The 13970-nt window shown below is 39.9% G+C and carries 16 protein-coding genes; 11 read left to right on the forward strand and 5 right to left on the reverse strand.

Going from position 1 to position 13970, the window contains the following annotated elements:
• On the forward strand, positions 1–408 hold the full coding sequence (locus V7201_RS03450) for a YugN-like family protein (RefSeq protein ID WP_335375392.1): 408 nt from the start codon (positions 1–3) through the stop codon (positions 406–408).
• Here V7201_RS03450 and V7201_RS03455 read toward each other — a convergent pair.
• Positions 405–1391 (reverse strand): potassium channel family protein, encoded by a 987-nt coding sequence (locus tag V7201_RS03455; RefSeq protein ID WP_335375393.1) that lies wholly within the window; start codon positions 1389–1391, stop codon positions 405–407. The genes V7201_RS03450 and V7201_RS03455 overlap by 4 nt on opposite strands.
• Positions 1392–1617: 226 nt before the next feature.
• Here V7201_RS03455 and V7201_RS03460 point away from each other — a divergent pair, with 226 nt between their 5' ends.
• On the forward strand, positions 1618–1824 hold the full coding sequence (locus V7201_RS03460) for a hypothetical protein (RefSeq protein WP_335375394.1): 207 nt from the start codon (positions 1618–1620) through the stop codon (positions 1822–1824).
• 69 nt (positions 1825–1893) lie between these two features.
• On the opposite strand, the gene V7201_RS03465 is transcribed toward V7201_RS03460, so the two are convergent.
• Positions 1894–3297, reverse strand: coding sequence for an amino acid permease (locus tag V7201_RS03465; protein ID WP_335375395.1), 1404 nt, complete (start codon positions 3295–3297; stop codon positions 1894–1896).
• Between the two features lie 358 nt (positions 3298–3655).
• Here V7201_RS03465 and V7201_RS03470 point away from each other — a divergent pair, with 358 nt between their 5' ends.
• Positions 3656–4243, forward strand: coding sequence for a DedA family protein (locus V7201_RS03470; RefSeq protein ID WP_335375396.1), 588 nt, complete (start codon positions 3656–3658; stop codon positions 4241–4243).
• A gap of 66 nt (positions 4244–4309) precedes the next feature.
• Here V7201_RS03470 and V7201_RS03475 read toward each other — a convergent pair whose 3' ends face one another.
• Entirely contained in the window at positions 4310–4468 is a 159-nt protein-coding gene (locus V7201_RS03475; RefSeq protein WP_335375397.1) for a hypothetical protein, read from the reverse strand.
• Between the two features lie 130 nt (positions 4469–4598).
• Between V7201_RS03475 and V7201_RS03480 the strand changes: the two genes are divergently transcribed.
• The 5 genes from V7201_RS03480 to V7201_RS03500 all read left to right on the forward strand — a co-directional run bounded on the left by V7201_RS03480 (position 4599) and on the right by V7201_RS03500 (position 9992).
• On the forward strand, positions 4599–6143 hold the full coding sequence (locus tag V7201_RS03480; protein ID WP_335375398.1) for a spore germination protein: 1545 nt from the start codon (positions 4599–4601) through the stop codon (positions 6141–6143).
• 3 nt (positions 6144–6146) lie between these two features.
• A complete protein-coding gene (locus V7201_RS03485) occupies positions 6147–7256 on the forward strand; it encodes a GerAB/ArcD/ProY family transporter (protein ID WP_335375399.1) in 1110 nt (369 codons plus the stop codon).
• Complete coding sequence (locus tag V7201_RS03490; RefSeq protein ID WP_335375400.1) at positions 7231–8484, forward strand: Ger(x)C family spore germination protein; 1254 nt, start codon at positions 7231–7233, stop codon at positions 8482–8484. Before V7201_RS03485 ends, V7201_RS03490 begins: the two co-directional genes overlap by 26 nt.
• A 274-nt stretch (positions 8485–8758) precedes the next feature.
• The gene (locus V7201_RS03495) at positions 8759–9646 is read left to right on the forward strand and encodes a helix-turn-helix domain-containing protein (protein WP_335375401.1); all 888 of its coding nucleotides are present in this window, start codon (positions 8759–8761) and stop codon (positions 9644–9646) included.
• Between the two features lie 58 nt (positions 9647–9704).
• Positions 9705–9992, forward strand: coding sequence for a hypothetical protein (locus V7201_RS03500; protein ID WP_335375402.1), 288 nt, complete (start codon positions 9705–9707; stop codon positions 9990–9992).
• Between the two features lie 249 nt (positions 9993–10241).
• Here V7201_RS03500 and V7201_RS03505 read toward each other — a convergent pair whose 3' ends face one another.
• Complete coding sequence (locus V7201_RS03505) at positions 10242–10499, reverse strand: hypothetical protein (RefSeq protein WP_335375403.1); 258 nt, start codon at positions 10497–10499, stop codon at positions 10242–10244.
• A gap of 122 nt (positions 10500–10621) precedes the next feature.
• Here V7201_RS03505 and V7201_RS03510 point away from each other — a divergent pair, with 122 nt between their 5' ends.
• A complete protein-coding gene (locus V7201_RS03510; RefSeq protein WP_335375404.1) occupies positions 10622–11206 on the forward strand; it encodes a TVP38/TMEM64 family protein in 585 nt (194 codons plus the stop codon).
• On the forward strand, positions 11193–12209 hold the full coding sequence (locus V7201_RS03515) for a F510_1955 family glycosylhydrolase (RefSeq protein ID WP_335375405.1): 1017 nt from the start codon (positions 11193–11195) through the stop codon (positions 12207–12209). The genes V7201_RS03510 and V7201_RS03515 overlap by 14 nt, the downstream gene beginning before the upstream one ends.
• A gap of 50 nt (positions 12210–12259) precedes the next feature.
• Here V7201_RS03515 and V7201_RS03520 read toward each other — a convergent pair whose 3' ends face one another.
• Positions 12260–12706, reverse strand: coding sequence for a TlpA family protein disulfide reductase (locus V7201_RS03520; protein WP_335375406.1), 447 nt, complete (start codon positions 12704–12706; stop codon positions 12260–12262).
• Positions 12707–13379: 673 nt separating this feature from the next.
• On the opposite strand from V7201_RS03520, the gene V7201_RS03525 reads away from it, so the two are divergent.
• Complete coding sequence (locus V7201_RS03525) at positions 13380–13958, forward strand: sulfurtransferase TusA family protein (RefSeq protein WP_335375407.1); 579 nt, start codon at positions 13380–13382, stop codon at positions 13956–13958.
• Positions 13959–13970: the final 12 nt, after the last annotated feature.

Raw genomic sequence — 13970 nt, forward strand, 5'->3', positions numbered from 1 at the left:
GTGATTGAAATTCCATCTGAACTTGAAGGCAAACACTTTGACCTTTTTAAATTGGAACAGATGCTTAAACCTCTTGGTTATACAATTGGCGGAAACTGGGATTATGACCATGGAGCCTTTGATTACAAAATCGATGACGAAGTTGGTTATCAATTTTTGAGGCTTCCGTTTAAAGCAATTGATGGCCAGCTTGATTCACGTGGCTGTACGGTTCAATTGCAGCGGCCAATTCTTCTTTCACATAAGTACCAGCGAGGAATTGACGACCATGCCAATATCGGGAACGCAAGTGCAACCTTCAACCAGTTCCAGGAACCAGTGGACAAAGATGCAAGCTTCCCTGAAAAATACATTGAAGTCGGAAAATCACTGGTCCATGAAATTGAATCTTCCATTTTAAATCACTAGTTGGTGATTGTTAACAGCATGTCGTTTTGCTCTATTTTAATATGGTTGCTGGGGTTGACAACGATGTCATCCCCTTTTTTTATTCCAAGCAATATCACATTCTGGGATAAAAGCATCGTGCTTGCCTCGATGAAGCTTTTGCCGAGTGTTCTGTTATCAACAGGTATATAGGCAAGGTGCTTGCCATTCAGTTCTCCAAGAAAATCAAGAAGTGAATTCACATGACCTTCTGTAAAGATACTGTTTAAAATGACAGCACTAGTTAAAGAGTTAGTTTGAATCAGTTCATCTGCTCCCGCTCTCCGTGCATTATTGATCTGCTCGCTTGTCAGTATTTCAGCGATGCAGTATATATCAGGATTGAGCCCTTTTATTGCCAGTAAAGTCAGCACTGTGTGCATGTCTGCCTGCAGTTCATCCAGGTTCTGATCTGCCGTAATAATCACCTTGGTGGCTGTTTGAATCTTAGCCCTTAAGAGTGTATCGTCGCTGTTCGCTCTGCCTTTAATAAAATGAACGTTTTCATCACTGATGGGATTTGCTTTTAAGGTTTCATCTATTAAAATAATCTGCACCTTTGATTCAGTCATTGATCGAATAATTGACCGAGACCTTTCATTCCAGCCAATAATGATGACATGGCCTGCCCCTTTGTAAATAACATTTCCTTTAAGATATTGGTTCTGCTTTGTAACGGTAGCGGCTGAAAGATTGATGAAATAAGACGACAAAAAGCCTGTCCCAACAAGCAACAAAAGTATGCCAGTAATACGCCCCATAAAAGTCGATGGATAGAAATCCCCGTAGCCAACCGTTGATGCGGTAATGATTGCCCACCAAATCCCATCAAAAATAGTGGGGAAATTTTTTGGTTCAATGAGGTGGATGATTGCACCAAAAATAAAAATAATGAAAGCGGCGATCATTAAAAACCTTGTTAAAATCGGCAGACGAATGAACCGAACATAAATATGGTTCGTCAAGTTAACTCCCCCTAATATCTTGATCTTCATATGTAAGAAAATATTAATTACTTTTTCCCTTATTCACTAGTTCAAAAACAGCGTTGCAACGAAATAATGTACTGGGATGTAATACTATTTTTGGCTTCGTATCAGTTTTTAAAACGCTTCTTTCCTTAAAATGTGCGCTAGCCCGTACCATTTTTTCATTCGGACATATGCTGTAAAGTAAAGGAGGGATAAGGATATGTCGTTAGGATCAAATTCATATGTTTGGCTTTTCCTTGCTGTAATTTTAGCGGGATATGCCCTTTATCGAGTTGGGGCTCTTACTTTGGCAGCATTTTTGGGTTTATCATTTTTACAGATTATCGGAATAGTTGTAATCGTTATCTTTGCATTCTTAATCATCTTCATTGGCATTAAAATCCTGCTAAGGGGCGGCTGGTTTTAATCAATGAGAAAGAACCTGCTTTATATTTGGCAGGTTCTTTCTCATTATCCTAATAGTAGAATGCTTATGCTAAGTCTCTTTTAACCTCTGTGGCGCCACCCTGCCGTAAAAGAAAATTCCGCTGGCAAGGAGGATCACTCCGAAAGCAAACGTTTTTAGATCCGAGGTACCCGCAATAATGACCCATATCGAGTACAGAGTCGAAATCGCTGCAATCATTCCATCCACTACTCTTGATTTCATATTGGAATACGTTTCCCCGGTGAGTACAAGCTTTAATTGAAAAACAGAAGAGATGAAATAAGGGACTAAATAGGACAATGTTGCAATAAAAATAATAAAGTCAAATGCGTTTGCAATGGAGTTGGAAATGGTCGAAAAGACAAATAACTGACCCAAGATATTTGTTACAATCAAAGAAAAAACGGGAAGTCCTTTTTTATTTTCCCTCAAGAATGACGGCAGGAAAAGACCTTGTCTGGCAGCCTGGTAGGGAACCTCGGCACTTAACCATACCCAGCCAATCGTAGAACCAAATAAGCTGATCAATCCAAGTATGGCTAGAATTTTACCGCCAATTGGTCCGAGGACAGTTTCAATCGCATCGATCAATGGCTTCTCCGATGCAATCAAAGATTTTTGATCAAGCATCCCCATGACAAGCATGCTGATTCCAATGTATATGACTAGAGCAATCACTAATCCTAGAACAGTCGCCCGTTTGACATCTGCAGGCCGCCTCGCCCTTGAAGCGAAAACCACAGCAGATTCCACCCCGATAAAAGCCCATAGGGTAGTGATTGCGGCATTGTTGATTTGTCCGTACAAACCGATTGAATGGCCAGCTTCGTCAAAACGGGGAGCAGAGAAAGGCAGGATGTTTGCTTTTTGAAATGTAAACAAGCCTATGATGATAAATAGAAAGAAACCGATAACTTTTGCTGCTGTGGCTAAGAAATTCATTTTTCCAGCCTGTTCCATGCCACCTAAAATGATAAAATGAGTTCCCCATAAAAGAAGGGTACATACAATAAATGTCATTAAATTCCCGGTTCTAATTACCGTGCTGCCAATGGTGAACAGTTCAGATTGGCTTGTTAAAATAGGAAAGAATGTAGACAGATAGCTCGCAAAAGTGGTGATAATGGCAATATTTCCAGCAAAATTACCAATCCAGTAGCCCCATGAAGCCATAAAGCCAGAAAGTGTTCCAGCATGCGATCGTGGAGGGAATAATTCTTTTGCATAAACTTGCGGACCGCCAGTCAGTTCAGGTTTTCTCAATGCCAGATTTCCAAATACAAGAGCAGTCATCAAAACACCAAATCCAGTCAGCAGCCATCCTAATAAAACACCGAGAGGACTTGCTGCTTCAGAAAGGGAACGAGGAATCATGAAAATTCCTGAGCCTACCATATTGCCTACAACAAGGGCGGTTAAAATCCAGACACCTAATTTATTCGATTGACCCAATGCGATCTACTCCCTTACAGTTCTATTATGCTCAGATAAAAAAGGTGATATATAACCCAATGACTTTAATGTCTAAATCAAAAGAACATCTTTTATATTGTGCTTAAATCACACAAAAATAACACACCAAATTCAGGTGTGCCATCGATTCTATATTAACTTTGAAGAAATGCCTCAAAGGCTATGAATCATATCAAAAAATCACTTTATTAAGATTGTATAAAGTATAAGGGTATTCATTCTTAAATAGTAATCCGTGAAAACCTGGATGGAGCTTTATACAAACCAAAGTTTACGAAAAGTCCCTTGAAGAACTATAATGAAACAAGTAAGGTAAAAGATTGGAGTGGGTACTTACGTGCAGGATTTTATATTAAATGTATTGGACTGGCTGTCTAGCTTGGGATACCTCGGGATTGCCCTGGGCTTGATGCTTGAAGTGATTCCAAGTGAAATCGTTCTTGGTTATGGGGGATACATGATTTCCCAAGGAACTATTGGATTTGCCGGAGCAGTGATCGCAGGAACGATTGGGGGAACAATCGCCCAGCTGTTTTTATATTGGCTTGGATATTATGGAGGAAGGCCGGTGCTTGAAAAGTATGGCAAGTACTTGCTGATTAATAAACACCATATCGATTTGGCGGAACAGTGGTTCAACAAATATGGTCCTGGTGTAATCTTTTCCGCTAGATTTATTCCCGTAGTAAGACATGCTATTTCGATTCCAGCAGGAATTGCGAAAATGTCTTTTATGAAATTCACTTTATACACAATTGCCGCGATCATTCCATGGACAATTTTCTTCCTTTACCTTGGAATGGCCCTCGGTGAAAATTGGGCAGGCATTAAAGATGTCGCGAGGCCATATATCATACCGGTAGCGGTGATTGCACTGATTGCCGGAATTATCTATTTTATTTGGACGAAAAGAAAAAAACAATAAGAAATGAACCACTTTTTAAAGCTCAGGATTAGTTCCTGGGCTGTTTTTTTTGTTTAAATGACTTTTTCAATTTCCAGTGGCAAGATTATTGTGCGTTGGTGTAACTTTTTCTGCGGAAAACGGTAATTCACCAGTTAGATTAAGTAATTCACCAGTTGAGCCAAGTATTTCACCGGTTGATTCAAATATTTCACCAGTTGAGAAAGTTTTGGAAACCACAGCCATGTTCAACATAGCTGCCGCAAATAGATAATGAAGTGACGATATAATTCCTCCATCTCCTCATAAAAATTAACAAAATAGCAAATGTTAAGAAAAGGAAAGAAGTTTTAGACCGGCAGGGAGAAGATCCATTATGTTAAGGGATATGCTAAAGCTGTTTAAAAAGCAGCAAAATAAAAAATCTCCCCAAGGACAACAAAGTGTGGGAGAGCAATCTGAGCTTAAAGAAAAAGAACTCACTCATGACCTCCAAGCAAATTTGACTATTTTAAAAAAGCTTTACAGCATACCTGATAATAAGGATGTAAAGCTAAGAGAGCTGTATCTCGAAGGCTTGAAAAAACAGGCTGCGATGATTTTCATCAGCACAATTACAGATGTAAAAAGCATTGAAGAACACATCCTTAAGCCATTAACTGAAAATACATCTGGAACTAAGCAGGTGAAGGATATCGTATCAGTACAAATGGTACATGATATCTTTTATTTCAAAGATGCAGTGAAAGAGATTAATAAGGGGAATGCGATTCTTCTCATGGATGGGGAAGCCAGGGCTTATGTCATGGATTGTCCTGATTTCCAAAGCAGGGCGATTGAAAAGCCTGATAATGAAATCCTGATCAAGGGGCCTAAGGAAGCCTTTATTGAAAAGGCAGTCATAAATATATCGCTGCTCAGAAAAAAAATCAGGAATGAGAACCTGATCGTTGAGGCTATTGAAATCTCCCAACGCTCACATAATGATGTATTTATGGTATATATACGCGGGCTGGCAAATGAAAAGCTTGTCAGCAACATCAAAAAAAGGCTCGGCAGTCTGGATGTTAACTCGATTCAAAACCTTTCACTGCTTGAGGAATATATCGAGGAGCGCAGCTATTCATTATTCCCAAGTATCCTCTCCAGTGAAAGGCCAGACCGCGCTGCCTCTTTTTTGGAGGATGGCTATATCGTCCTATTAATGGATAATTCTCCAGACAGTTTAATTTTGCCGGCTACCTTTTGGTCTTTTTTCCATAGCCCGGAAGATCACTACCTCCGGTTTGTATATGCCAATTTTACAAGGGCCTTAAGAATGGTAGCCATGTTCATAACGGTCTTTACATCGGCTATCTATGTTGCTATTACCACGTATCATGCCGAAATGATTCCACCTGATTTATTGCTTGCCATTGCCTCCTCCCGCGAGAAGGTACCTTTTCCGGCAGTTATTGAGATTCTGATTATGGAAGCGGCATTTGAGCTGATTAGGGAGGCAGGACTTCGTGTGCCAAGTCCAATCGGTCCGACAATCGGGATTGTAGGTGCTCTCATTCTCGGACAGGCAGCGGTACAAGCGAATATTATCAGCCCAATCGTGATTATTGTAGTCGCACTAGGCGGTCTTAGTTCTTTTGCCGTAAGCGATATAAGTTTGAACTTCGCTGTAAGGCTAATCCGTTTTGTGTTCATTTTTAGTGCAGCCATGCTCGGCATTTATGGGATGACAGCCATCTTCGTAGCCGGTTTATTCTATATGGTTTCACTGAAGTCATTTGGTGTCCCTTATCTTGCACCGATGTCTCCAAGTTATAAGTCTTCCAAGGATACTATTTTTCGCAAGATCATAAAAAATGAAAAATTAAGGCCGGGCTTTTTAAAGCCGGCTGATATGCAAAAAAAGGGCGATGAGGCATAAAACATGAAGCAGAATAAAGGGAAAATTGGAATTAAGGAATATACAGCGATCATCCTGCTTACCCTTGGAGCAAAATTAAGTGATGATACCCCGTCCATTATTTATGAAAATGCAAAAAATGCTGGCTGGATCGCAACCCTTTTAATAGGTATGACAGCATTAATTCCTATTCTCTTGTTAATAAAGGTTTTTTCAGTACATAAAAATAAAAACCTGCATGAGGTAATGATCCATCTGTTTGGGAAATTTATAGGAAATCTTATTTCAGTCTTCCTATTATTAGGCGGTGTATCCGCTTTGATCATAGACTCTGGTGTATATGTAGATATCATAGGAACAATGTATTTTACAAAGACACCGCCAATCGTCATTTATGCGATCTTGATGACGGTTTGTGCCTATGGAGCCAAACGCGGGATTGAACAAATTGGTGCAGTATCCTGGCTGTTATTGCCCTATATAAAAATAACATTATTCATTGCATTGATCTTCACATTCAAGGCAGGGAGTATAGGATATTTATTCCCTCTGTGGGGAGAGGGGAAGCTCGGCATCCTTAAAGCTTCTGCTAAAAATGTATCAATATTTGCAGATTTTTTCTTTCTGGGACTAATAGCTCCGCTGGTGACTACATTTAAGGATTTCAAAAAGGGAACCCTTATAGCACTTCTCATTGTAACCAGCGAAATAAGCTTAGCATTAGTGGGATTTGTAATGCTGTTTGATTACACTACTGCAGAAATGCTCAGTTATCCATTCCATGAAACGATCCGGTACATCCAGATCGGTTTTCTGGCCAATGTAGAGACTTTATTTTTTCCTTTTTGGCTTGTATCAACTTTTATAAGGTTTTCATTCTATCTTTATTTAAGTGCTGTTTTGCTCGGGGGAATTCTAAAAATAAAGGAATTTGAATATCTAATTCCTCTAATCACAGCCATTATCGTATTGATTGGCTACGCGCCTGAAAGCCCTTCGATTGTTCTCTATACTTTGAGACAAAAAAACTTATTGCTGCTTAGTCCTGCCTTTATGGTATTGCCTCCGCTTATGTGGCTTGTGGCAAAAATACGGGGAGATTTTAAGAATGAAAATGTTAAAGAATCTGGTTAGGCTCCTATTTATTTGCGTGATTGTCACAAGCCTGGCTGGCTGCTGGGACCAAAAGGAATTGGACCAGAAGGCATATGTCATAGCGATTGGGCTTGATGAGGCAGAGCAAGAGGGGAAAATCAAGGTATCATACTTAATTGCGAACCCGGAAGTGGGCTCCCAGCAGACAGGCGGTGGAACGAATGAACCAACCCAGGAGATCGTTTCATTGGTTGCAGACGATTTCATTTCATCCAGGAATACGGCCAATGCTATCATTGCAAGAGAGATTTCATATGACTTGCTGCAAGTGATAATTGTCTCAGAGGACTTTGCAGAAAATCCGAATTTTATAAGATGGATCTATAGTGCGGCAAAGGACCGCGAAATTAAAAGAAGTGCAAAATTAATCGTTTCAAAAGAAAAGGCGGAAAAATTTGTATTAACGAATAAACCACAGATCGAAACCCGGCCCCATAAATTTTTTGAATTGATGATTGAGAGAGGCCAGGAGACAGGAATGATTCCTGACACAGATCTTAATAGTTACTATAGTATTACTGAAAGTGATGCAGACCTATTTCTTGCCATTTATGCGACAACGGAAAAGGACGAATCACAAATGAAGGTTTCTGATGATGACTTAATGGCTGGGGAGGTCCATGCAGAGGGTACAACCAGGAATGCACAATTCATCGGCTCAGCAGTCTTTAAAGAAGGCATGATGATAGGCAAAATTACCGGCGAGGAAACGAGAATCTCAAGTTTATTGGACAATACATGGAATACGGAAGATATCATGACGAATTTTCAAGATCCTTTCAATGAAACATATCGGATTTCAGCGAGAGTTTCCCAGAAAAGACAAAATAGATATACCTTTAAAAATAAATATGGCAGACCTGAAATTTTAATCGAGGTACCTTTATTTGTAGAAATTTTAAGTGATCCCAGTATGATTAATTATGCAAAGAATAAAAGGAAGGTAATGGAATTACAGAGATTCATCACGAAAAAAATTGAGGATAAGATGAATGAATATATTACCCGGACTCAGGAAGAATTCAAAGGCGATACCTTCCATTTATCCGTCCCGATCAGGAGGCACTTTAAAACACTTCCGGAATTCCGGGATTTTGATTGGATGAAGTCTTATCCCGACGCTGTTGTAAAAGTGAAAGTCAATATCCGCTTTGGCGAATTTGGAAGGCAGACCAAACTTCCTAAGCTTAAAGAGGTGAGGGATTAAAATGATCTTTCTCATTTGGGGTTCGATTACACTGATTTGTTTTTATTCCATTATGTTTGCAGTGACATTGTGGAAACAAAAAAATAAGTCAGGATCGATTGTTGTGATCATGCTATCAATTGGATGCCTCATATTGCCATATTTTACGTATATAAAATGAAAAGTAAATAAGAAGGGAATATCAGGTGTTATCTTCCTGGTATTTCTTCTGATTTTTAAAATTTTTAAACATTGTGATAATATAAAGGTAATTAATATTAAATGGGGTGTAGGAATGAGCCTGGTTGGGTATAGCTTCGGAGAAATTCTTAAATCTTTAAGAGTTTATAAAGGTTTTACAATGGCTCGATTAGCAGACGGCATTTGTTCTGAGGAGGAAATGGTTCAATTTGAAAAAGAAGAGAAATATCCAACGATTGACCAACTCTATAAAATTGCACTGAAACTCAATGTCGATCTTAACCACTTTTTTGACATTGCTTCCTCTGATACATATAACAATGCTCACGCGGTGATGCAATTAATTAATAAATATAAACGAGAGCGGGATTATGCAGCGATTAATGAAATACTAAAAAAGGAGAAAGATAACCCGTTGTTCAAGCATACCTCCTTCCGGCAATTTTTAATGTGGCATGAGGGCATCTGCACCAACTATCTTGAGGAAGACAAAGAAAAATCAGTGGCTATACTGTACGAAGCTTTAAATTTAACGAATCCAGAGAAAATGAACATGACGGAGCGTGAAATTGAAATCCTGACGAGTATCGCCATCGTAGAAAAAGATAATGGCAATCTTGGTCGGGCGATTGAAGTTTTCCAGGAAGCACTCAATAATTTAACAGAGCTTCCTCAAGTGCTTGATTCAAGTATCTGGTTAAAAATACTTTACGGGCTGGCTCAAGCATTATCCAAGCTGGAGAAGTATGAGGAATCACTGATCTATTGCAGCAAAGGAATCGATAATTGTATATATGAAGAAAATATGTATTTGTTTGGTGAATTCCATTACCAAACCGGCATGAATTTCATAAAATTGGGTAAATTACCTGAAGGAAAAGAATACCTGGAAAAAGCCATTACGATTTTCAGACTGCAGCAAAATGAGAAGTTTGCTAGTTTAGTAATAACAGAAATGGAAAAATTACTTAAATACTGCTAACGGTTTTAAGTGTAATAACTTAAACAAATAACTCATCAGAGAAAGAGGAGGATTGAAATTGAAAAATGCTATCTTAGTATCGGTGATTGCAGCAAGCTTTTTTGGAGTCTTTAGCTTGATTTCCATGGACATTGCAGATCTTCCGTCACAACATTCAGTTGATGGGACATATGTAGCCGACCTGCCATCGCAGCATTCAGCGGACGGGACATATGTAGCCGACCTGCCATCACAGCATTCAGCGGACGGGACGTATGTAGCCGATCTGCCATCACAGCATTCAGCCGATGGTTCACAAATAGCCGATCTTCCTTCACAGCATAAGGTTGGTGACAACTTAGCTTAGTATCTGATGAAACAGCCAATTCCTTTTAGGGACTGGCTGTTTTCTTTTTTTTGCCAAAATTAGATTGCTTTATGGAAAGGGATGCCGTCTTAAGATGGCACTTAAAATCTAGCCGATCCTCTTTTTCATAGCTTGTTCCATTCCTTCTGCAACCTTTTGGTCTATAATTGTTAAGAGAAGCAAAAGGCTCTGGGTTGTTCCAGAACCTCTTTTTGTTTTTTTCAAATTCATTAACCTTGAAAAGGTGCATCAATCAACTATATCCATGTGGGCTCCATCCTTCATTTGAAAGTTTTTGCTGGGCATTGCTCCATTTGTTCCATGACAGCCATTGTACATTTGCTTTAATTCTTCGTTTGATAGACCCGGGTGCATTTTTTCCATCATCGGTTTCATTTGTCCGAAATTGAAAGTGCCTTTGCCTTCTAATGTATCTTCTGCGAATACGGAAGTGCTTGCCCCAAGAATAAGTGCAGCACTTATGAGGGTTAGTACTCTTGTTTTCAAGTTGATCAGCTCCTTTTGGGTATATCTTTATTTTAAAGTGGGGGTTTGCAAAAACTTAGCAGAAGCAGTGACAAAGTATTGAAATCATTTAAAGTTTAACAATGAGTACCGGAGGAAAAAGTATGATGTTGTTTGAATACCTGGCAGATCAGCCAATTTGGCTTGCTATTTTGATTAGCCTATTGGTAAGTGTGCTCATTTCAATTGCTGGTATCGTACCGAGTACATTTGTGACAGCAGCCAATATCGTTTACTTCGGGTTTGCAGGTGGACTAGCACTCTCAATCATTGGGGAGGCTGTTGGTGCTATCATCAGTTTCTTCCTTTATCGGAAAGGCTTAAAAAAACTTGGCGAAAAGTTTAACGGTGGTATCCATACGATAAAACTATTGGAAAATCTGAAGAATACAGGGGGATGGGAGGCATTCATTCTCGTTTTGCTGCTGAGGATTTTTCCATTCGCGCCGTCCGGACTTGTTACTTTGGCTGCATCAATCAGCAGGATGGGTGCAGCAGCATTTATGGTTTCAAGCACCATTGGTAAAATCCCGGCTCTCCTGATTGAATCCTATTCTGTACATACTGTACTTGGCTGGAAAATGGAATACCAGCTTGCTGCAGCGTTCTTTGCGGTTGGAGCAGGTGTTTGGTACTATTATTGGACAACTAAGAGGAAAAACGGAGGAAGTAATAATGAAAATAAGTAAAAAAAGCTTTATGATCACGCTTGCGGCAGCCACGCTTGTATTTACTGGCTGCTCTAAGGACAAGGAAGAAACAAAGCAATCTCCAGCTGAAGAAAATCAACAGGATACCGATACTGAGGAAAAGCAAGCAGATAAGACGAATGATGAGCAGCAAAATGCCGGAACAGATTTCATCGTAAAAGCAAAGCCACAGAGAATTGAGCACATGCACGGCATCGGTTATCCAGGCAACGATGAAGGACTTTATGTGGCATCACATAATGGAATCAAGATTTATAAAGATGGCCAATGGTTTGAAACGGCAGCAGAAAAACATGACTATATGGGCTTCCAGGCAGTAAAAGATGGATTTTACTCAAGCGGCCATCCAGAAGAAGGGTCCTCTTTGAAAAATCCGTTAGGCCTGGTAAAAAGTACGGATTTCGGCAAATCAATTGAAAAAGTAGCTTTCTATGGAGAAAGTGATTTTCACTTCCTGTCCGCAAGCTATCTGGATCATTCTTTATATGTGATCAATGAACAGCCTAATTCCAAACTGGATGCAGGTGTTTATGTGTCGAAGGATAACGCTGAGAGCTGGAAGCAAGTTGCCTTAAATGGATTTGAAGCAAATACGTTCGGCATGATTGCTGTTCATCCTGACAAAGGGGATACTTTTGCAATGGCCACGAAGGAGGGTGTTTTTGTTTCAAATGATTCAGGCCAGACTGTGAAAGAAAATGGCGATTATGATATGGTGACCGCAGCTGCATTTTCCAAGGAATCTCTGTACATTTCCCCAGTTGAAGATCAGAAAATTAAGCTGGTGAAGATCGGCCAGGAGAAAGAGGGAGTAGAACTGCCAATCCCAACCTTGGCCTATGATAACCCGATTACTTATATTGCTGCTGATTATGAGGAGCAAGGCAGACTCGCTTTCATTACAATCCTGAATGATCTATATGAATCGACTGATGGCGGACAGACTTGGAAACAATTACTCGTTAATGGGAAAATTAAATAGACAGAAATAACAAATGCCACAGCTTCATCCGCTGTGGCATTTTTATTTAATTATTTTTCCTCTTTTCCAAGCACTCGGTTCACACGTTTGCGGAGCATGGTCATCCCGCTTCCGCCAGCCTGGAAGTGGCGAAGCTTACCTTCTGCATCAAATACGTAGTAAGCAGGAACATATTTATTTTCAAATGCCTCTGTGAGTTTATGCTCACCATCAATGAATGTTGGCTGGGAGATATCATGGCCCATTGCCATTGCTTCAATGACTGCAACATCAAGATCATTTTCAGAGCGAGGCATATGAACCGCCAAGATGTTCAATTCATCCTCATACTCATCACGGAATTCATTCACTTCCGGCATTGCCTCTTTGCAAAGTCCGCAGCTGACAGACCAGAAATGGATTAAAGTAGGTTTCCCTAAAAGTTCTTCTTTTGTTACTTCACCGTTCAACCATCCAGTAGCGCCAGTTAATTCCGGCATTTCGTCTCTTAATTTCATCACATAATCCTCCCCTGATCACTGTCTATTTATGTGAATATATTATCATTAAAATTATATAAAAATCAATACTTAATTATAATTATTATTATTTATTAATGATTATCAATTGGTATTGTGCCAATTAGTACTTTTCCCAAACGATCGAGCTTTTTTAAGTAGGATGTGTTAAAGTACAATGTTGATTTTTAGCACCTGTTGATTGGAGCGGAAGGCGCGCAGACTCCTCCGAAAATGCTAACGCATTTCCATCGTGCGTGGGCAAGTTCGAGGAAGCTTTTCAAAGTCCTGGGGGATCAGCGGCCAAGGTGAGACCCCGCAGGAGCAAAAGCGACGAGGAGGCTCACCTGACGCCCCCCAGAAAGCGAAGCGCCTGGAGCGGAAATCAACAGACTCGTTTAACACAGCATTTAAGTAAAAAGTCATTGCCATCTAATCACTAATTTTTCACCTGTTAAATATTTGTTGAAATCAACGGCCTTTTAAAAATTTGGCTATGTTAAAGCACCAGTCCCGCGGAAAGAAGCGCCTGGAACGAAAATCAACAGACTTTTTTTACAGAGCCAAAATTTCAGGAATAACTTGTACCGCATGAGGTATAGATAAAGGGAATTTTTTTTCTGTATGGATTCCGTTTGACCATAAATACTATTGATTATGAAGGGGGATTACTATGTCAATTTCTGCGGATAAAGTTCTGGACGCAAAAGGGCTGGCATGCCCGATGCCAATTGTAAAAACAAAGAAAATGATGAATGAATTGGAGCCTGGTCAAGTGATAGAGGTGCAGGCAACTGATAAAGGCTCAACGACAGATTTAAAAGCATGGTCAGAGAGTACAGGCAATCAATATCTCGGAACGATTACAGAGGGAGACGTACTGAAACACTATCTTCGTAAAGCGAGTGATGAGGAATTAACTAATGATTCTCCGCATCCGCATACAGCTACCCTGGAAGAGGTGCTGGCAAAGCTTGGTGGCGACGAAAAAATGACCATCCTCGATGTCAGGGAATCTGCTGAGTATGCTTTCGGGCATATTCCTGATGCGAAATCAATTCCGCTTGGAGAGTTGGAGCAGCGGGTCAATGAATTGAACCCTGAAGAGGATGTATACGTAATTTGCCGCTCGGGTTCGAGAAGTGATATGGCAGCAAAAAAATTGGCTGAAATAGGTTTTAAGAAACCAATAAATGTTGTTTCTGGAATGAAGGACTGGACAGGCCCCACAGAAACATCAGTTGAAAAATAGGGAGGGACCAAA

This window comes from Bacillus sp. JJ1122, from assembly GCF_036964885.1.
In the GTDB taxonomy this organism is placed as follows: Bacteria; Bacillota; Bacilli; order Bacillales; family Cytobacillaceae; genus Mesobacillus.